Source organism: Aeromonas sp. QDB31, assembly GCF_027707605.1.
Taxonomy (GTDB): Bacteria; Pseudomonadota; Gammaproteobacteria; order Enterobacterales; family Aeromonadaceae; genus Aeromonas; species Aeromonas media.
On sequence record NZ_JAPCIX010000030.1, the window covers coordinates 21,164 to 39,424 of the forward strand.

The 18,261-nt window shown below is 60.6% G+C and carries 17 protein-coding genes; 7 read left to right on the forward strand and 10 right to left on the reverse strand.

Features of this window, described 5'->3' with window-relative positions:
* Nucleotides 1-83: 83 nt before the first annotated feature.
* Entirely contained in the window at nt 84-464 is a 381-nt protein-coding gene (gene grcA, locus PG898_RS19380) for an autonomous glycyl radical cofactor GrcA (protein WP_005330139.1), read from the reverse strand.
* A 591-nt stretch (nt 465-1,055) separates the two neighbouring features.
* Between grcA and ung the strand changes: the two genes are divergently transcribed.
* Together ung and PG898_RS19390 are read left to right on the forward strand one after the other, a co-directional pair.
* Entirely contained in the window at nt 1,056-1,742 is a 687-nt protein-coding gene (gene ung, locus PG898_RS19385; protein ID WP_042649335.1) for a uracil-DNA glycosylase, read from the forward strand.
* 184 nt (nt 1,743-1,926) lie between these two features.
* Nucleotides 1,927-2,475, forward strand: coding sequence for a hemerythrin domain-containing protein (locus tag PG898_RS19390; RefSeq protein ID WP_041205240.1), 549 nt, complete (start codon nt 1,927-1,929; stop codon nt 2,473-2,475).
* A 95-nt stretch (nt 2,476-2,570) separates the two neighbouring features.
* Here PG898_RS19390 and PG898_RS19395 read toward each other — a convergent pair whose 3' ends face one another.
* Nucleotides 2,571-2,750 (reverse strand): DUF3545 family protein, encoded by a 180-nt coding sequence (locus PG898_RS19395; RefSeq protein ID WP_025326190.1) that lies wholly within the window; start codon nt 2,748-2,750, stop codon nt 2,571-2,573.
* A gap of 193 nt (nt 2,751-2,943) precedes the next feature.
* Nucleotides 2,944-3,894, reverse strand: a complete 951-nt coding sequence (tal, locus tag PG898_RS19400; RefSeq protein ID WP_041206846.1) for a transaldolase — start codon at nt 3,892-3,894, stop codon at nt 2,944-2,946.
* A 744-nt stretch (nt 3,895-4,638) separates the two neighbouring features.
* Here tal and PG898_RS19405 point away from each other — a divergent pair.
* The 4 genes from PG898_RS19405 (at nt 4,639) to yidZ (ending at nt 9,950) form a co-directional block, all read left to right on the forward strand.
* Complete coding sequence (locus tag PG898_RS19405; RefSeq protein ID WP_041205244.1) at nt 4,639-6,078, forward strand: alanine/glycine:cation symporter family protein; 1,440 nt, start codon at nt 4,639-4,641, stop codon at nt 6,076-6,078.
* Nucleotides 6,079-6,327: 249 nt separating this feature from the next.
* Nucleotides 6,328-7,479: a CMY-1/MOX family extended-spectrum class C beta-lactamase MOX-9 gene (locus PG898_RS19410; protein WP_042649345.1), complete on the forward strand. Its 1,152-nt coding sequence runs from the start codon at nt 6,328-6,330 to the stop codon at nt 7,477-7,479.
* Between the two features lie 267 nt (nt 7,480-7,746).
* Nucleotides 7,747-8,916, forward strand: coding sequence for an MdtL family multidrug efflux MFS transporter (locus PG898_RS19415; RefSeq protein ID WP_042649334.1), 1,170 nt, complete (start codon nt 7,747-7,749; stop codon nt 8,914-8,916).
* 14 nt (nt 8,917-8,930) lie between these two features.
* Entirely contained in the window at nt 8,931-9,950 is a 1,020-nt protein-coding gene (gene yidZ / locus PG898_RS19420; RefSeq protein ID WP_270824898.1) for an HTH-type transcriptional regulator YidZ, read from the forward strand.
* A gap of 27 nt (nt 9,951-9,977) precedes the next feature.
* On the opposite strand, the gene ruvX is transcribed toward yidZ, so the two are convergent.
* From ruvX to metK, 7 genes are all read right to left on the reverse strand, one after another.
* On the reverse strand, nt 9,978-10,400 hold the full coding sequence (ruvX, locus tag PG898_RS19425; protein WP_025326196.1) for a Holliday junction resolvase RuvX: 423 nt from the start codon (nt 10,398-10,400) through the stop codon (nt 9,978-9,980).
* 55 nt (nt 10,401-10,455) lie between these two features.
* Nucleotides 10,456-11,010: a YqgE/AlgH family protein gene (locus PG898_RS19430; protein ID WP_139435608.1), complete on the reverse strand. Its 555-nt coding sequence runs from the start codon at nt 11,008-11,010 to the stop codon at nt 10,456-10,458.
* A 207-nt stretch (nt 11,011-11,217) separates the two neighbouring features.
* The gene (gene gshB, locus PG898_RS19435) at nt 11,218-12,168 is read right to left on the reverse strand and encodes a glutathione synthase (RefSeq protein ID WP_042650729.1); all 951 of its coding nucleotides are present in this window, start codon (nt 12,166-12,168) and stop codon (nt 11,218-11,220) included.
* 51 nt (nt 12,169-12,219) lie between these two features.
* Complete coding sequence (gene rsmE, locus PG898_RS19440) at nt 12,220-12,951, reverse strand: 16S rRNA (uracil(1498)-N(3))-methyltransferase (protein WP_182788154.1); 732 nt, start codon at nt 12,949-12,951, stop codon at nt 12,220-12,222.
* A gap of 69 nt (nt 12,952-13,020) precedes the next feature.
* Nucleotides 13,021-13,713 carry an endonuclease gene (locus PG898_RS19445; RefSeq protein ID WP_005330560.1) on the reverse strand — a complete coding sequence of 231 codons (693 nt, stop codon included), beginning with the start codon at nt 13,711-13,713 and terminating at the stop codon, nt 13,021-13,023.
* A gap of 73 nt (nt 13,714-13,786) precedes the next feature.
* Nucleotides 13,787-14,314, reverse strand: coding sequence for a SprT family zinc-dependent metalloprotease (locus PG898_RS19450; protein ID WP_226171921.1), 528 nt, complete (start codon nt 14,312-14,314; stop codon nt 13,787-13,789).
* A gap of 68 nt (nt 14,315-14,382) precedes the next feature.
* Nucleotides 14,383-15,534, reverse strand: a complete 1,152-nt coding sequence (gene metK, locus PG898_RS19455) for a methionine adenosyltransferase (protein WP_005330558.1) — start codon at nt 15,532-15,534, stop codon at nt 14,383-14,385.
* Nucleotides 15,535-15,875: 341 nt separating this feature from the next.
* Between metK and tkt the strand changes: the two genes are divergently transcribed.
* Nucleotides 15,876-17,867 carry a transketolase gene (gene tkt, locus PG898_RS19460; RefSeq protein WP_042650725.1) on the forward strand — a complete coding sequence of 664 codons (1,992 nt, stop codon included), beginning with the start codon at nt 15,876-15,878 and terminating at the stop codon, nt 17,865-17,867.
* Nucleotides 17,868-18,261 lie beyond the last annotated feature (394 nt).

Sequence of the window (18,261 nt, forward strand, 5' to 3'; positions counted from 1 at the left end):
GGGAGGGGGAAACCCACACTTCTGCCCATAAAAAAACGGCCCGCGTGGGCCGTTTTTCATGGTGCAGATGACCGCAGAGGGTATTACAGGCTCTGGGTGAAGGTACGGGTTACCACGTCACGCTGCTGTTCCGGGGTCAGGGCGTTGAAACGCACGGCGTAGCCGGAGACGCGGATGGTCAGCTGCGGGTACTTTTCCGGGTTGGCGATGGCGTCTTCCAGGGTCTCGCGGCGCAGCACGTTGACGTTCAGGTGTTGACCCCCCTCGACCACGGGTTCGGTCTGGACCGGCAGTTCACGGTATTCGAACTGGCCCAGGTCAGAGACGCTGACTTCCTGATCGGCGGCGAAGCTGTCGCCCTTGGCGCAGATGCAACGAGCCTGTTGCTTCTCTTCGTCCAGCAGCCAGAAAGAGTTCAGCAGTGCGGCGTTGGCGGACTGGGTGATTTGGATGCCCTTGATCATGGTATGACTCCTCATAGGAAAGCGGATTCAACGGTAAGCACATTACCCTGATGTTTTTAAACCACCTTGATGACGGGATGATTTAACGGGGCCTTGCCTTACACCTTTACTTCGTTGGGGTCATATATACCACGATGGTAATAATACGAAAATTGATCCAAATCAATAAAGGCGCATTTTGCGCGCAATGAAAGGGATTAATTCATTGAGATTAATCAAAAATAAATCATTTTTATGATTTCGTAAGATATATGAATTATGCATTTTTTATTGGGTATATCTAGTAATTTAACTACATCTTTAGCCGTTATTTTCCTTACAAGGTCAGAGGTGGGTGCCTAATCAGATCAGGGTAGGGCGCCGCTGGGTGGCCAGGTGGCGTGGCCGCCAGTGCGCCGATGGCTGCGGCCATCGATCGTCATCTCGATAGACAGGGCGCCAGGGGGGGAGGCGGACACTGGGCCGGCCATCTCCCAGAGCCGAGCCACGGTTGCGTCTTGCTGCCTTGCCCCCTATCCTGAGCCCCTTGCTGCATTCATTGAGGATATTGGGGTGTCAGAGGTAGTGGATTCACAGAGAGAGGAGACTGGCGTGCTGACCTGGAAGGATGTGATCGGCTCGGAGAAAGAGCAGGACTATTTCAAGGCAACCCTGGCGACCGTCAGGGAGGAGCGGGAAGCGGGCAAGGTCATCTATCCCCCGGCGACCGAGGTGTTCAATGCCTTCAAATTGACCGAGCTGGACAGTGTCAAGGTGGTGATCCTGGGGCAAGACCCCTATCACGGGCCGAGTCAGGCGCATGGCCTCTGCTTCTCCGTGCTGCCAGGGGTGCGTACGCCCCCCTCCCTGGTCAACATCTACAAGGAGATGCAGCGGGATCTGCCGGGATTTGTCACACCCAGTCACGGTTTCCTGGAATCCTGGGCAACCCAGGGGGTACTGTTGCTCAATACGGTATTGACGGTGCAGGCGGGCATGGCCCACTCCCATGCCCATCTGGGCTGGGAGACCTTCACCGACAGGGTCATAGAACGGATCAACTCCCACTGTCAGGGGGTGGTCTTCCTGCTGTGGGGAGCTCATGCCCAGAAGAAGGGGCGCTTCATCGACCGGGCGCGTCATCATGTGCTGACGGCCCCTCATCCCAGCCCATTGTCCGCTCACCGCGGCTTCATCGGGTGTGGCCACTTTTCGGAGGCAAACCGCCTGCTGGTGCAGCAGGGGATGAGCCCTATCGACTGGCTCTCTGTCTGTCATAACCAGCCCGTGCCGGTCTGACCGCCTTTCCCGCCTCTGGGTGGGCAAGGGCGCGCAGGGTTGCCAGGTCGCCTGCGTCGCTTGGGCGGGTACCGGCCGTCGGGCGAGGATTGTGTGCATCTGACTTGATTGAGTGCAAAGTTCGCGTAATAAATGACCGTATACTCGAGACAGGATCTTTTTCAATTCAGTGCAAGGAGTGCCCATGTTATCCAGTTTGCATAAGGACCATCTCAACATCGCCAGGCTGCTGACGCTGCTCAAGCACAAGCTGGCCGCCATCCGCCATGAACAGCAGGTGAGCTATTTCCTGCTGCGGGACGTGGTGGACTACCTGCGCGAGGTCTCCGACAAGCACCATCACCCCAAGGAAGACATGATCTATGACTACTACCTGAAATACAGGGTGGTGGAGGGAGAGGTCGCCAACCGCCTGCATGAGGAGCACGCCAGCCTGCTGGTGGCCGGCACCGAACTCAAGGAGATGGTGGAGATGATCCTGATGGATGCGGTCATTCCGCTGGAGCAGTTTACCGCCAAGCTGGAGCAGTTCATCGAGCAGCAGGAGGCGCACATGAACTACGAGGAGGGGGTGATCTTCCCTCATCTGCGTGACTCCCTGACCGAGGATGACTGGCGCCATCTCGAGCAGCTCTGGCAGAACAGGGCCATCAATGATCCCCTGTTCGGGGTCGAGGTGAGCCAGCACTTCCAGGCGCTGGCCAAGCAGCTCTCGTTGCCCCCCTCGTCCTGAATGGCAGGTGGACTAAAAAACAAACGCCCCGGCTTGGCCGGGGCGTTTGTTTTATGTGTCAGCACGTCTGTGCCGTCATCGTGACGGCGGTGGCGCTACAGCTCCAGTTCTTCCGAACCTTCATAGGCGATATCGATGGCTTGCAGCTCCTTCTGCAGGCGGTGCTTGTCTTTGAGCGCCTCGATCTCACGCCATTTACGTTTCTTTCCCGTTGTCCCGCGGCTACGTGAACCCAGCTCAACGACCTCGTCAAAATCGAAGTTGAACATGTCCATGGCTCCCTCCTTGGTTTTATGGTTTTCACCATCCGTATAACACGACGCATTTGAAAATAAAACGTTTTTATGACCAAGTTGTGACAAACGGGAAGGCAGATAAAAAAAACCGGGCTGCCCTTGCGGGAGCCCGGTTTTATCGGTACAACCCCTCCTGTGGAAGGGGCTGCCCGAGATGGCTTAGGCCGTCTTTTTACAGGTGGCTGGCCAGCATGGTTTCCAGTTTGCCCTGATCGACGGCGAACAGACGGATGCCTTCTGCCAGCTTCTCGACCGCCATGGCGTCCTGGTTCAGCTCCCAGCGGAACTGCGCTTCGGTCATGGGGGTCGGCTTGGCTTTGCGCTCACCGGTGTAGTTCAGCTTGCGCACCACGGTACCTTCGGTCTTGCTGAGCTCTTCCAGCAGGGCCGGGCCTATGGTCAGGCGGTCACAGCCAGCCAGTTCCAGGATCTCGCCGGTGTTGCGGAAGCTCGCACCCATCACCACGGTCTGGTAGTCGTGCTGCTTGTAGTAGTCGTAGATGGCGGTGACGGAGACCACGCCCGGATCTTCGCTCGCGGTGTAGTCACGGTTGTGCTTGGCCTTGTACCAGTCGAGGATGCGGCCCACGAACGGGGAGATCAGGAAGGCGCCAGCTTCGGCACAGGCGCGGGCCTGGGCGAAGGAGAACAGCAGGGTCAGGTTGCACTGGATGCCTTCTTTCTCCAACACTTCGGCGGCGCGAATGCCTTCCCAGGTGGAGGCCAGCTTGATCAGGATGCGATCGTTGGTGATGCCAGCTTCGTTGTAGAGGCGGATCAGCTTGCGGGCCTTGGCGATGCTGGCGTCGGTGTCGAAGGAGAGACGGGCATCCACCTCGGTGGAGATGCGGCCCGGAACGATTTTCAGCACTTCCAGACCGATGTTGACCGCCAGCTTGTCGCCCGCGTCGATGATTTGCTGTGCCTTGTCCTGGCTCTGGGACTTGGCCCAGCTGATGGCGTCTTCGATCAGCGCCGCGTACTCGGGGATCTCGGATGCCTTCAACACCAGGGAGGGGTTGGTGGTGGCATCGATGGGCTGGTAGCGCTTGATGGCTTCGATATCACCGGTATCGGCGACAACTGTGGTCAGGGCTTTCAGCTGGGTTAATTTATCGGCCATGGCAAATATCATCTCTTTATGAGGGCGCACTCTCTTGGTGAGGGCGCAGGCTCGGGGGTGGCGGGCGTGAGACGGCCGTTCTGAAATTAAATTACAAAATCCCGGCGACTCAGGCTCAGAAAAGCACGATGGGGAAGGCCCATCGCCACTGCCTGCCTAATTAATACGGATGTGGCGCTTCCTGCAATAGGGGGGCTTGTATGCGAATTACCCAGGTGGTGGGAGGGGGGGGCGTGATGGGATGAAAGTGTATGATAAAAAACGATTTTTATTAATTTTATACCAGCGGCTGGCGACCGGCAAAAAAGCAACTTTTTTAGTTGATTCTCCATTCTGTGCAGTGCGTCACACAAATACTATTGTCAGCTACTTGAAATTTAATTACGTGTAAAACGTTTGGCGTGACACCCCCCTGTCTGGGTGGCTTCAGAGGCAAACGCTTGTCTTCCTGGGGTCTTTTCTTTCATCCATTTTTACTGCCATGGGAGTCATGGTAGAATGATTCTCCTTTGGGTCTTCATTGTCGGATGTGGAGTGATGCATCAAGTTTTGTTGATTATTTGCGTGCTAAATGAAGCTTTTTTGCATCAAACCGCTCGTTTTTTGTCTTTCCAGTGAGCCCTATCACTATTCTGAATTCCCTCCCTATGCTAGATTCCGCCCCTTCGGCGCAATGCTAATTCGGAAATTGACAGAGAGCGGTCAGCGCAGACTGACCATGGATGTGATAACAACGAGAGAATTATGGACACCTTGATTGCAATGATTAACGACCTGATGTGGGGAGCCGTGCTCATTTACCTGCTCATCGGGGTCGGACTCTTCTTTACTTTCCGCCTGGGGTTTATCCAGGTCCGTCACTTCGGCCACATGTTCTCGGTATTGCGCAATAGCCGCAAATCCGACAGTGCCGGCATATCCTCCTTCCAGGCCCTGTGTACCAGCCTGGCTGCCCGTGTGGGCACCGGCAACCTGGCCGGTGTGGCCGTCGCCATCTATCTGGGGGGGCCTGGTGCCATCTTCTGGATGTGGCTGATCGCCTTCATCGGCATGGCCACCGCCTTCGTCGAGAGTACCCTGGCCCAGCTCTACAAGGTCAAGGATGAAGACGGCAACTATCGCGGCGGTCCGGCTTACTACATGGAGCGCGGTCTCGGCATGCGCTGGATGGGCGTGGTCTTCTCCCTCTGTCTGCTGCTGGCCTTCGGTCTGGTGTTCAATGCGGTGCAGGCCAACTCCATCAGCCTGGCCATGAACGTCGCCTTCGGCATCCCTGACTGGGTGAGCGGCCTGGCACTGGTGGTGCTGTCCGGTCTCATCATCTTCGGTGGCATCCGCGGTATCGCCCGCTTCGCCGAACTGGTGGTGCCTTTCATGGCGCTGGCCTACATCCTGATGGCACTGTTCGTGGTGGCCATGAACATCAGCGAGCTGCCCGGGGTCTTTGTCCTGATCATCAAGTCTGCCTTCGGCATCGAGCAGGCGGGTTCAGGGGCCATGGGTTACGCCATCTCCCAGGCGATGATCAACGGCATCAAGCGTGGTCTCTTCTCCAACGAAGCCGGCATGGGCTCTGCGCCCAATGCCGCCGCGACCGCGACGCCCTATCCGCCGCACCCGGCGTCCCAGGGTTATGTGCAGATGCTGGGGGTCTTCCTCGACACCATCGTCATCTGTACCTGTACTGCCGCCATCATCTTGATGTCCGGCCAGTTTGAGCCAGGTTCAGGGGTCACCGGGGTCGAGCTGACCCAGCGTGCGCTCTCCTCCCAGGTCGGTGGTGGTGGCAACATCTTCATCGCGGCGGCCATCTTCTTCTTCGCCTTTACCTCCATCGTCGCGAACTACTCCTACGCCGAGACCAACCTGGTGTTCCTGGAGCACAACCACAAGGGCGGCTTGATGCTGTTCCGGATGTTCGTGCTGGGCATGGTGATGTTCGGCTCCGTGGGTGAGCTGCCGACTGTGTGGGCCCTGGCGGACGTTTCCATGGGGCTGATGGCCATCGTCAACCTGATCGCCATCCTGCTGCTCTCTGGTGTCGCCATCAAGCTGGCCAAGGACTACAACGATCAGCTCAAGGTGGGTCGCGTTCCCACCTTCGATGCCAACAAGTACCCCGAGATCCGCAGCCAGCTGGAAGCAGGGATCTGGGACAACCCACCCAAGAGCAAGCAGGCCTGAGCCCTGTGTTGATCTGGTTGGATAATGAAAGAGGGGAGCCATTGGCTCCCCTCTTCTATATGGGCTTGTGCCTGCCCGAGGCGGTGGCATGGGATGGCTGGACTCACAAGGGGGGTTGGCTGAAAGCCTTCCTGGCAACAGCGACGATACTTCACGCCACTTCACATCCAGCACACCTTGGCTCGTTATGCTGGCCCCATAGCTCGTCGCTGGTGCGGCGAACCCAAACAACCGAGAGGACAAATGACCATGCAACAACAGGTGCGGATGACATTGCTGATGGCGAGCACGCTGCTCTGGGCCGGTCTGGCCCAGGCCACGGCGGACACCCAGGCCGATCCCCTGCGCCCCCTGGTGGATGCCAGTATCCGGCCCGTGCTCAAGGAGCACCGGATCCCCGGCATGGCGGTGGCGGTGCTGAAAGATGGCAAGGCCCACTACTTCAACTACGGGGTGGCCAACCGGGAGAGCGGGGCCCGTGTCAGCGAGCAGACCCTGTTCGAGATTGGATCGGTCAGCAAGACTCTTACGGCAACGCTTGGGGCTTATGCCGTGGTGAAGGGGGCGCTCAAGCTCGATGACAAGGTGAGTCAGCATGGGCCCTGGCTGAAAGGATCGGCTTTTGACGGTATCACCATGGCCGAGCTCGCCACCTACAGCGCCGGGGGCTTGCCGCTGCAATTCCCCGACGAGGTGGATTCCATCGACAAGATGCGTGCCTACTATCGCCAGTGGACGCCTGCCTATCGGGCGGGCAGCCATCGCCAGTACTCCAACCCCAGCATCGGCCTGTTCGGCCATCTCGCGGCCCAGAGCCTGGGCCAACCCTTTGAACAGTTGATGAGCCAGACCCTGCTGCCCGGGCTTGGTCTCGAGCACACCTATCTCAAGGTCCCTGCCGAGGCCATGGCGAACTACGCCTATGGCTACTCGAAAGAGGACAAGCCTATCAGGGTCAACCCGGGGGTCCTGGCGGACGAGGCCTATGGCATCAAGACCAGCTCGGCGGATCTGCTGAAGTTTGTCGGCGCCAACATGACAGGCACCGGGGACGAGGCGATGCAGCAGGCGATTGCCCTGACCCACAAGGGGGTTTACTCGGTGGGTGCCATGACTCAGGGGCTCGGCTGGGAGAGTTACGCCTATCCCGTGACCGAAGAGACCTTGCTTGCAGGCAACTCGGGCAAGGTGATCCTCGAGGCCAACCCGACGGCGCCCGCCTCCAACGAGACGGGTAGCCAGGTGCTCTTCAACAAGACCGGCTCCACCGGCGGCTTTGGTGCCTATGTGGCCTTTGTGCCAGCCAAGGGGATTGGCATCGTCATGCTGGCCAATCGCAACTATCCCATCCAGGCCAGGGTAGAGACGGCCCACGCCATCCTGAGCAAGCTGGCCGAGTGATGCGCTTGTACTGATTGACGTGAGTACGCCGGGATTGCCCGGCGTACTCTTTGGTGCCGCTGGCACGGTCACTCTTCACTGAATGGCCAGAATGGCTCGTCACTGACATTACGATTTCCAAATTGGAATCTCCCGATCGCCATCTCTTCACTAGGTACGAAGGGAGGCCCCCCCTATAGTGCTCCGCATATTCATCCGGTCCCCCATGCCGTCAACGGTCGTCGATCAATGGTCTGCGTGGGCGAGGCCCTCTGCAATGGAGCATCCATGGGTATTTTCCTGCTGTGCAGTTTCCTGATGATCATCCTCTATCCGGTCGGGATCGATCTCTATCTGGTGGCGGTGCCCCAGATAGCGCAGACCCTGCAGGCGAGCGAGGCGCAGATCCACACCGCCTTCTCCATCTACCTGTTCGGCATGGCGGCCACCGTACTGCTGGGTGGGATCATTGCGGATCGCCATGGGCGTCGCTGGGTGGTGCAGGGGGGCGCCCTCATCTTTGTCATCGCCTCCCTGGTGGCGGCCAATGCGACGGGGATCAGTCAGTTCTACCTCGGTCGCTTCTGGCAGGGGGCGGGGGCGGGCGCGCTCTATATCATGACCTTTACCGTGCTGCGGGATGTGCTGAACCAGGCGCGGCTGGCGATGGCGCTCTCCATGATCAACGGGGTTATCTGCGTCATCCCGGTGCTGGCGCCTGTGCTGGGTTATCTCATCCTGTCCCGCTTCGACTGGCGCGGGATCTTCGTGGCGATGGCGCTGGTGGCCGCCGTCAGCGGCCTGGTCAACCTGCTGCTGCTCAGGGAAACCCGCCCGGCCCGCCTGCAGGGGGGAACAACCCGGCCCTTTGCCCTGCTGCGATCCTCACGCTTCATGCTGCACTCGCTGCTGACCAGTGCCAGCGTGACTGCCATCCTGGTCTATGTGAGCGTCTCGCCGCTGATCCTGATGCAGGGGCTTGGCTTCACCACGGAGCAGTACGCCATCGTGATGATGGTGATGGCCGGGGTGAGCATGTCCACCTCCTTCCTGACACCGTTGCTGCTGCGCTGGCAGGGCAAGCACAGGGTGCTGGCGCTCTCCCATCTGGCCTACCTGCTGGCGGCCTGCCTCCTGCTCGGCCACTGGCAGCTGGGAGGCAACATTCGCTTGCTGCTGCCGGGCTTTGCCCTGGTCTGCATCGGCTTCTCCTGCGGTTTCGGGGTGGCGATGGGGGAGGCGCTGGCGGAGTGCCAGCACCATGCGGCATTTGCCAGTGCCCTGCTCTGCATCATGCAGATCAGCCTCTCCGGCCTCTATATCTGGTTGCTGGGCCAGCTTGGCGTTGCCCCATCCGGGATGCTGATCTCTGCCCTGTTGCTGACCCTGCTCAGTTACCTGGCCGTCAAAGGGCTGTTACCATGGCTCGCGCTGCGCGAAGCGCGGTCGCGGGGATAAGGGGGAGAGGAAAGATGCGCAACCTGGGTGAACTGGATTTGAACCTGCTGGTGGTCTTCAAGCACCTGATGCAGGAGCGCAGTGTGTCAGGGGCGGCCAAGAAGCTCTGCGTCACCCCCTCGACTGTGAGCAAGGCGCTCGCCAAGCTGCGGGACTGGTTTGACGATCCCCTCCTGGTGCGGGTGCGGCAGGGGCTGCAGCCGACCCAGCTCTCCCTGACCCTGGAGGAGGAGCTCAGGACCTGGTTCCAGCTCACCGAGAGCATCAGTACCCTCAACAGCGAGGCGATCCCCGAGGGGGCCCGCTTCAGCCTGCTGATGGAGTCCCCCTTTGGCATCAGCTTCCTGAGCGAGCTGCCCATGACCATCTACCAGAAGTACCCCCACTCTGTGGTCAGGATGCTGGGGTGGGATGACCACTCCCTCAACGACATCGTCAACGGGGATGCGGATCTCGGCTTCTGCGCCCGGGAGACCCATGGTCGCTCCCAAGCCAGGGTCAACCGGCTGCCCTATTACATCGACCACGAGGTGCTGTTCACCGATCGCCCCGTGGTGTTCCTGCGCAAGGATCACCCCCTGCTCGGGCGGGCGTGGTCGCTGGAAAACTTTCTGGCCTGTCCCCAGATAAGCGTGGTGTGGGAGGCCAGCGACAGCTGGGCGCTGGACGATCTGCTGGAGGATGAGGGGCAAAGGCGGGAGGTGCCCATCATGGTCGCAAGCTTCGAGCAGGCCCTGCACATCGCCTCCCAGTCGAGTCACGAACTGATCGCCGTGGCGCCCTCCTATTGCGCTGGCTATGCCGCCAGTCACCACGGCAACCTGATGGCCATGCCGCTACCGCTGCCCGAGAAGCTCTACGTCCAGCTGGAGATTGCTTTCATTCTGCTTTGGCACAAGCGTCACAATCAGGATGCCAAGGTGATGTGGCTGAGCAATGAGACGAAGCGGCTCTATGGCATGGCGGCGCAGGGACTGGCCCTGTTCCCGTGGGGCGGGGGAGGGGCGGCGCTGGCGCCGGCGGGAGATGCCTGATGCAGGGGGCCTGGCCGGCCCCCGGGTTCAACCGTATTGCTCTTCCATCCAGGCTTCGACGATTAGCTGGGCGGAGACCCCGTCCACGCTGCCCTTGTCCAGCGCCTTGTAGCCGCCGCGCTCGAACAGGCGGGCGCGGGCATCCGTGGTGGTGAGCCGCTCGTCCTTGAACTCCACCGGCTTGCCGAAGCGGCCATGGAGGCGGTTGCCAAACTTGCGGGCCCGTACCGTGATCTCCTGATCCGTGCCATCCATGTTCAGTGGCAGGCCGACGATGAGCAGATCCGGCTGCCACTCCTTGAGCAACTTTTCAATTTCGTCCCAGTTGGGAATGCCGTCGTTGGCCTTGAGGGAACGAAGGGGTTGGGCCGTGCCCGTGAGCTCCTGGCCGATGGCGACGCCGATGCTCTTGGTGCCGTAGTCAAAGCCCATGATGCTGCGTGATGACATGGAGTTCCTTAAAACTGGATGTGTAGAAGGGGCCTGGGGGCCCGCTTGGAGAAGGCTAGCTGTGCCCCACCTGGCTGGATAGATGCAGGGGATTGACGCCTATGCTGGCGGCGGCCTGCTGCCAGCGCTGGTGAATGGGGGTGTCGAACACCAGCCTGGGGTTGGGGGGGATCACCAGCCAGGCGCCATCCACCAGCTCCTGCTCGAGCTGCCCTGCGCTCCAGCCGGCATAGCCCAGCGCCACCAGCCAGTGGTCCGGCGCCTCGTCCGTGCCCAGGGTCTCGAGGATGTCCTTGGAGGTGGTGACCATCATCTCGTCGCTCACCTGCAGGGTGGAGTTGAAGCCGGGCCGGAAGCTGTGCAGCACGAAGCCGCGATCAGCATGGACCGGGCCCCCCTGCAGCACCGGCTGTTTCATCTCGGCGGTGGCGGGTGGGCTCAGCTTGAGCTTGGTCAGCATGGCGTCCAGGGACATGTCCACCGGGATGTTGACCACCAGTCCCATGGCTCCCTCGCTGCTGTGCTCGCACAGATAGACCAAGGAACGTTCGAAGTAGGCGTCCGTGAGGCTCGGCATGGCGAGCAGAAAATGGTTTTGCAGTGTTTGCATAGATATCAAAGAGTGCAAAGGTATTTGGGGTGATTATGGCAGTTGACGGCGGCGGGCAAAACCGCTTTTTCGCGCAGAGAAACCGGAAGTCCGGGCGCTGGCTCACATCGTCACGCAACCGAAAAGAGCAGGGGCCGCGTTGGCCCCTGTGGTGTCACTGTCTGGGTGACGGCTTCGAGGGGGCATTCCCCGGCCCGTCAATCAGGGTCACTGTCCCAGCCGGCGTTCGATGGCATCCATCAACATGCCGGTGATATGCACCGGGAAGGCCGCCTCGATTTCGCGGATGCAGGTCGGGCTGGTGACGTTAATCTCGGTCAGGCGATCGCCTATGATGTCGAGCCCGACGAAGATGAGCCCCTTCTCTTTCAGGGTGGGGCCGACAGCACGGGCAATGGCCCAATCTGCCTCGCTCAAGGGGCGCGCCTCGCCGCGGCCGCCGGCCGCCAGGTTGCCACGGGTCTCTCCCTGGGCCGGAATGCGGGCCAGGCAGTAGGGCACGGGCTCGCCGTCCACCACCAGCACCCGCTTGTCGCCGTCCTTGATGGCGGGCAGGAAGGTCTGGGCCATGCAGTACTGGCTGCCGTGGGCGGTGAGGGTTTCGATGATGACCCCCACGTTGGCATCATCTTCCTTCATGCGGAAGATGGAGGCGCCGCCCATGCCATCCAGGGGCTTCAGGATCACGTCCTTGTGCTCGGCGTGGAAGGCGCGCAGCTTGTCGGCACGGCGAGTGACCAGGGTGGTCGGGGTGTGCTCGGCAAACCAGGCGGTGTAGAGCTTCTCGTTGGCGTCGCGCAGGCTCTGGGGCTTGTTGACGATGAGGCAACCCTCGTCCTCGGCTCGCTCCAGCATGTAGGTGGCGTAGATGAACTCGGTGTCGAAGGGGGGATCCTTGCGCATCAGGATCACGTCCAGGCTGGAGAGCGGCTGATCGATCACCTCGCCCAGGCTGAACCAGTGGGCGTAGTCATGCTTGACGGTCAGCGGGCGCATGGTGCCAAAGGCGCGACCGGCCTGCATGTAAAGATCCTTCATCTCCAGATAGAAGAGCTCATAGCCACGCTTTTGCGCCTCTTCGAGCATGGCGAAGCTGGAGTCCTTCTTGATGTTGATGGCCGAGATGGGGTCCATCACGATGCCGAGTTTGATGGTCATCCGAGATTCCTTCTGGTGGCTCGATTGCGAGTGAGATTCTTAAAACCTGTTTCAGGCGAGATCGCCGAAGCGGCACTGCAGCGCAGTGATGGCGGTCAGGGCGGCGGTTTCGGTGCGCAGCACCCGCGGCCCCAGCAGCATCTCCTTGAAATCCTCTTGCACGGTACGGGCGATCTCGTCGCTGGACAAGCCCCCTTCCGGGCCGATCAGCAGCCGCACCCCGTGCTCGGGGACCGGCAGGGTGTTGATGCTGTAAGGGGCGCGCGGGTGCAGGTTGAGCTTGAGCTCCTGGGTCTCTTCCGCCAGCCAGGCATCCAGCTCTATGGGCATACGCACCTCGGGCACCACATTGCGGCCGCACTGCTCGCAGGCGCTGATCACCACCTTCTGCCACTGCTCGCGCTTCTTCTCCAGCCGATCGGCGGGCAGCTTGACGCCGCAGCGCTCGGAGAAGAGCGGGGTGATGCAGGTGACGCCGAGCTCCACGGATTTCTGGATGGTGAAGTCCATCTTGTCGCCACGGCTGATCACCTGGCCCAGATGGATGGCGAAGGGGGACTCCACCGAGCGGGCCTCGCAGCTGTCGATGTGCACCTCCACCGACTTCTTGCCGACGGCAGTGATGGTGGCGGCATATTGGTTGCCGTCGCCGTTGAACAGCTCGAGCTGCTGACCCGGCTGCATCCGCAGCACCCGGCCGATGTGGTTGGCACCGTCTTCCGACAGGGCGAGAGTCTGGCCCACCTGCAGGGCGGCCGGTTCATAGATACGTGGAATGCGCATGGCTGATCACAGTCTCTTGGCTTGAACGCGTTGGGTGATGGGAGGGGTGACCCTCCCTGTCAAATGGGGCTATTGGCACTGCTTTTCAATGAAGGGGTTGGTATTGCCCTGCAGTTTGCCGATGCGGCTGTTGCGCTCGCACTCCCAGCGGTCGGCCGGGTACTGCCTGTCCCAGGCCTCGAACAGTTTACGCTGTTGGGCGGCCAGGCGCAGCCCATACTGCTGGCCCATGTAGAGGTAGGCGCGGGCTATCTGGCCGCGCACCGGCCCCTTGGGCGGCTGCACCCGGCGATCCTTGAAGTCCACCAGCATCTGGCACTTGCCGTACTGGTTCGGCTTGCCGTTCCAGTCGGAGAAGCGGTAGTTGGCCCGATCGCCGTTCACCTCGCCGATGGCGGGGAAGAGGTTGTGCATGTCCCCCTCCATCTTGTTGAACTCGTCACTCTTGCCGCAGTTCTTGCGCCCGCCCTCCTGCCAGCACTGGAGCTGGTGGCCGAACTCCCAGGCGGGCACCACGTGCTCCCACTCGATACGAGAGGCACGATTGGCCTGCTTGCGCGGCAGGTAGCCGCAGCTCTCCCAGTCCGGGGCCATCTGTTTGCCGCTGAACTTGATGTTGCAGCCGCAATAGAAGGTGGTGGGGTGGCTCTGATAGAGCTTGTTCAGATCCTGCTTGGCGGCGCGAAAGGTCTGGGGGGCCTGGGCATGGGCCGGGGCACTGACCAGCAGGGCTAGGCAGAGGGAAATCAGAGGGCGAAACATGAAGATCCTTGGCAATGAAACGAGTGAATGAAGAAGCCGCGTACCCTATCACAGGGGCGCGACACGGGTTGACTCAATCCGCTGTCAGCACCAGGGGCTGGCGACAGCGGCGGCAGTGATAGCGGGCCTCGCCGCGCACCACCTTGTTGTGACGACGCACCGAGAGCTGATGCTGCTGGCAGGCACAGGCGTAGGCATGGGTGCGCTGGGCCAGCACGGCGAGATCGAAGCTGTGGGTGGTGTTGGGGGCGAGCGCAAACACCTCCCGCATCACTGACTGCCACTGGCGGCCGTGGGGCAGCACCCGCGACTTGCCGCGTCCTTCCCCCCAGAGCGCATAGACCAGCAGGTGCGCCACCTCATGGGGCACCACCTCGGCCAGAAAGGCCTGCTGGTTGGCCTGATAGAGGGCGGGGTTGAAGCGCAACTCCCAGGTTTGCAGCCGCGCTGACCCCGCCGCCCGGCCCCGCATGTTGCAGTGGATCTGCGGGCGCGGGAAGGGGCGGCCGAGGCGTGCCTCCGCCTGCACTAAGCAGGCGTCGACCCGCTGGTGCAGCAGCTGGAGCAGGGAAGCGTCGAGTTGGACTCTGGTGGCAGACATCGAGATCTCGTCGGGTAGCGGATAAGCAAAAGGGGAGCCAGGCTCCCCTTTTATCACAACGACCAGCCTTACAGACCGGCGGCGTCGCGCAGCAGAGCGGCCTTGTCGGTCTTCTCCCAGGGGAACTCGTCACGGCCGAAGTGGCCGTAGGCGGCAGTTGCCTGGTAGATGGGACGCTTGAGATCCAGCATCTCGATGAGGCCGTAGGGGCGCAGCTCGAAGAACTCGCGCACCAGCTTGACCAGCAGCTCCTCGGCTACCTTGCCGGTGCCGAAGGTCTCGACGCTGATGGAGGTCGGCTCGGCCACGCCGATGGCGTAGGAAACCTGGACTTCACAGCGGGCAGCCAGACCGGCGGCAACGATGTTCTTGGCCACATAGCGGGCGGCGTAGGCGGCAGAACGGTCCACTTTGGAAGGGTCTTTGCCGGAGAAGGCGCCACCACCGTGACGGGCCATGCCGCCGTAGGTGTCGACGATGATCTTGCGACCGGTCAGACCGCAGTCACCCATGGGGCCGCCGATGACGAAACGGCCGGTCGGGTTGATGAAGTACTTGGTGTCCTTGTTGATCCACTCGGCCGGCAGCACCGGCTTGATGATCTCCTCGCGCACCGCTTCCACCAGATCCTTGTGGCTGATGGAGTCGCAATGCTGGGTAGAGAGCACCACGGCATCCACACCCAGGATCTTGCCTTCGCTGTCGTAGGCGAAGGTGAGCTGGCTCTTGGCATCCGGGCGCAGCCACGGCAGGGTGCCGTTCTTGCGCACTTCGGCCTGACGCTTCACCAGCAGGTGGGAGTAGGTGATGGGGGCGGGCATCAGCACGTCGGTTTCGTTGGTGGCATAGCCGAACATCAGGCCCTGGTCACCGGCGCCCTGCTCCAGCGGATCGGTACGATCCACACCCTGGTTGATGTCAGGGGACTGCTTGCCGATGGCGTTCAGCACGGCGCAGGAGTCGGCATCGAAGCCCATGTCGGAGTGGGTGTAACCTATCTCGCGCACGGTGTCGCGCACGATCTGCTCGATGTCGACCCAGGCAGAGGTGGTTACTTCGCCGGCCACCATCACCATGCCGGTCTTGACCAGAGTCTCGCAGGCGACGCGGGCCTTGGTGTCTTGCACCAGGATGGCGTCCAGCACCGCATCGGAGATCTGGTCGGCGATTTTATCGGGATGGCCTTCGGAGACCGACTCGGAAGTAAACAGCTTTGCCATGATTGGTTCTCGATTCGTATGGGGTTATCGCCTTGGCCATAACCGGAAAATGACAGGATGACTGTAGAGGTATCTACATCTGGACGTCTATTTTAATTAGGTCACAGGGTGATTGCCAGCACTATTTGGGGTTGGACCCGGCCGGGCCAAGGTGCAGCCTGGATCCACCTCCATGGAGGTAAGGGAGGGGGCGGATTGAATCGTTTTCCCGGGCCAGAAAAGCGATTGTGCTCCCAAAGCCACTTTATTCGCCCAGATAATATTTGCACCGCGCCCGCCCTGCTGGGACAATAACGCGCCTTAATCTTGGCCATCAAATGAAGCAATCGCAGGAGATACAGATGCCTTCTCGTAAAGAGCTTGCCAATGCCATTCGCGCATTGAGTATGGATGCCGTTCAAAAAGCCAACTCCGGTCACCCGGGCGCCCCCATGGGAATGGCAGATATCGCCGAAGTGCTGTGGCGTGGCCACCTCAAGCACAACCCGAATAACCCCAAGTGGGCCGACCGTGACCGCTTCGTGCTGTCCAACGGCCACGGCTCCATGCTGCTTTACTCCCTGCTGCATCTCTCCGGTTACGACCTCTCCATCGATGATCTGAAAAACTTCCGCCAACTGCACTCTCGCACCCCGGGTCACCCGGAGTACGGTTATGCCCCTGGCATCGAGACCACCACTGGCCCGCTGGGTCAGGGCATCACCAATGCCGTGGGCATGGCGATCGCCGAGAAGGCCATGGCCGAGCAGTTCAACCAGCCGGGTCACGACATCGTTGACCATTACACCTACGCCTTCATGGGCGACGGCTGCCTGATGGAAGGTATCTCCCACGAGGCTTGCTCCCTGGCCGGTACCCTGCAGCTGGGCAAACTGATCGCGTTCTGGGATGACAACGGTATCTCCATCGACGGTCACGTGGAAGGCTGGTTCACCGACGACACCCCCAAGCGTTTCGAAGCCTACGGCTGGCACGTCATCCCGGCCGTTGACGGTCACAGCCCGGAAGCCATCAATGCCGCCATCGAAGCCGCCAAGGCCGAGACCGGCAAGCCGACCCTGATCTGCTGCCGCACCATCATCGGTTACGGTTCCCCGAACAAGTCCGGCTCCCACGACTGCCACGGCTCACCGCTGGGCAACGACGAGATCGCCGCCGCCCGTGCCTTCCTGAAATGGGACCACGCACCGTTCGTCATCCCGTCCGAGATCGCCGCCGAGTGGAATGCGCAAGAAAAGGGCACCAAGCTCGAATCCGACTGGGCTGCCAAGTTTGCCGCCTATGAAGCCGCGCACCCGGCCCTGGCCGCCGAATTCAAGCGTCGCACCACTGGCGAGCTGCCGGCCAACTGGGCCGCAGAGTCCGCCAAGATCATCGAGACTCTGCAAGCCAACCCGGCCAAGATCGCCACCCGCAAGGCCTCCCAGAACGCTCTGGAAGCCTTCGGCAAGCTGCTGCCGGAGTTCATGGGTGGTTCCGCCGACCTGGCCCCGTCCAACCTGACCATGTGGTCCGGCTCCAAGTCCCTGACCAATGAAGATGCCTCCGGCAACTACATTCACTACGGTGTGCGCGAGTTCGCCATGTCCGCCATCATGAACGGTATCGCCCTGCACGGTGGTTTCATCCCCTACGGCGCCACCTTCCTGATGTTCATGGAGTACGCCCGCAACGCCCTGCGCATGGCCGCCCTGATGAAGCAGCGTGCCATCTTCGTTTACACCCACGACTCCATCGGTCTGGGTGAAGATGGCCCGACTCACCAGCCGGTCGAGCAGATCGCCTCCCTGCGTCTGACCCCGAACATGAGCACCTGGCGCCCCTGTGACCAGGTAGAGTCCGCCATCGCCTGGAAGCACGCCATCGAGCGTACCGACGGTCCGACCTCCCTGATCTTCTCCCGTCAGAACCTGCCCCAGATGGACCGCACCGCCCAGCAGTTGGCCGATGTGGCCAAGGGTGGCTATGTGCTGAAGGATTGCGCCGGTACCCCGGAGCTTCTCCTGATCGCCACCGGTTCCGAAGTGGAGCTGGCCGTTGCAGCTTACGAGCAGCTGACTGCCAAGGGCCGCGCCGTGCGTGTGGTCTCCCTGCCGGCCACCGACGTGTTCGACGCCCAATCTGCCGAGTACAAGGAGTCCGTCCTGCCGTCCAGCGTCACCAAGCGTGTCGCCATCGAAGCGGGCATCGCCGACTACTGGTACAAGTACGTGGGCTTCGGCGGCAAGATCATCGGCATGACCACCTTCGGTGAGTCCGCCCCGGCCGAGCTGCTGTTCAAGGAATTCGGCTTTACCGTGGAAAACGTGGTTGCGACTGCAGAGTCCCTGTAATCGCTGACCATTGGGTCGCACTGGCCCAATAGCCTGAACGATAAAATGCCCTCCATCGCAAGATGGGGGGCTTTTTTATGAGCTTGAAATATAATATTAAAAGTTTGTTATAGCAGCTTATAAAGTGAGTTATCCTTCAATTTAATTTCTTGGAGATATAGTTATGGAAGCATGGGAAAAGCTAACAAATCCAAAGAAGTTGCGAGAGAACTTAATGAGCGCTTCTGTATATATATCATCATATGAAATGTGTAGAGATTTTATTATATCAAAACCAAGAGATTTTTTTACTGATCACTGGGGAATCAATGGTGAGACTCTAAGGAAGGTGCGAACAAGTCCCTGATATGAGATCATGTTTGTCATCTGGAGCCATGGAACAGGGTTCATCATG

Coding starts and splice junctions, on each gene's coding strand:
- grcA (WP_005330139.1), bottom strand. CDS start 464: ATGATCAAGGGCATCCAAATCACCCAGTCCGCCAACGCCGCACTGCTG.
- PG898_RS19390 (WP_041205240.1), top strand. CDS start 1,927: ATGTTATCCAGTTTGCATAAGGACCATCTCAACATCGCCAGGCTGCTG.
- PG898_RS19395 (WP_025326190.1), bottom strand. CDS start 2,750: ATGGACATGTTCAACTTCGATTTTGACGAGGTCGTTGAGCTGGGTTCA.
- tal (WP_041206846.1), bottom strand. CDS start 3,894: ATGGCCGATAAATTAACCCAGCTGAAAGCCCTGACCACAGTTGTCGCC.
- PG898_RS19405 (WP_041205244.1), top strand. CDS start 4,639: ATGGACACCTTGATTGCAATGATTAACGACCTGATGTGGGGAGCCGTG.
- PG898_RS19410 (WP_042649345.1), top strand. CDS start 6,328: ATGCAACAACAGGTGCGGATGACATTGCTGATGGCGAGCACGCTGCTC.
- PG898_RS19415 (WP_042649334.1), top strand. CDS start 7,747: ATGGGTATTTTCCTGCTGTGCAGTTTCCTGATGATCATCCTCTATCCG.
- yidZ (WP_270824898.1), top strand. CDS start 8,931: ATGCGCAACCTGGGTGAACTGGATTTGAACCTGCTGGTGGTCTTCAAG.
- ruvX (WP_025326196.1), bottom strand. CDS start 10,400: ATGTCATCACGCAGCATCATGGGCTTTGACTACGGCACCAAGAGCATC.
- PG898_RS19430 (WP_139435608.1), bottom strand. CDS start 11,010: ATGCAAACACTGCAAAACCATTTTCTGCTCGCCATGCCGAGCCTCACG.
- gshB (WP_042650729.1), bottom strand. CDS start 12,168: ATGACCATCAAACTCGGCATCGTGATGGACCCCATCTCGGCCATCAAC.
- rsmE (WP_182788154.1), bottom strand. CDS start 12,951: ATGCGCATTCCACGTATCTATGAACCGGCCGCCCTGCAGGTGGGCCAG.
- PG898_RS19445 (WP_005330560.1), bottom strand. CDS start 13,713: ATGTTTCGCCCTCTGATTTCCCTCTGCCTAGCCCTGCTGGTCAGTGCC.
- PG898_RS19450 (WP_226171921.1), bottom strand. CDS start 14,314: ATGTCTGCCACCAGAGTCCAACTCGACGCTTCCCTGCTCCAGCTGCTG.
- metK (WP_005330558.1), bottom strand. CDS start 15,534: ATGGCAAAGCTGTTTACTTCCGAGTCGGTCTCCGAAGGCCATCCCGAT.
- tkt (WP_042650725.1), top strand. CDS start 15,876: ATGCCTTCTCGTAAAGAGCTTGCCAATGCCATTCGCGCATTGAGTATG.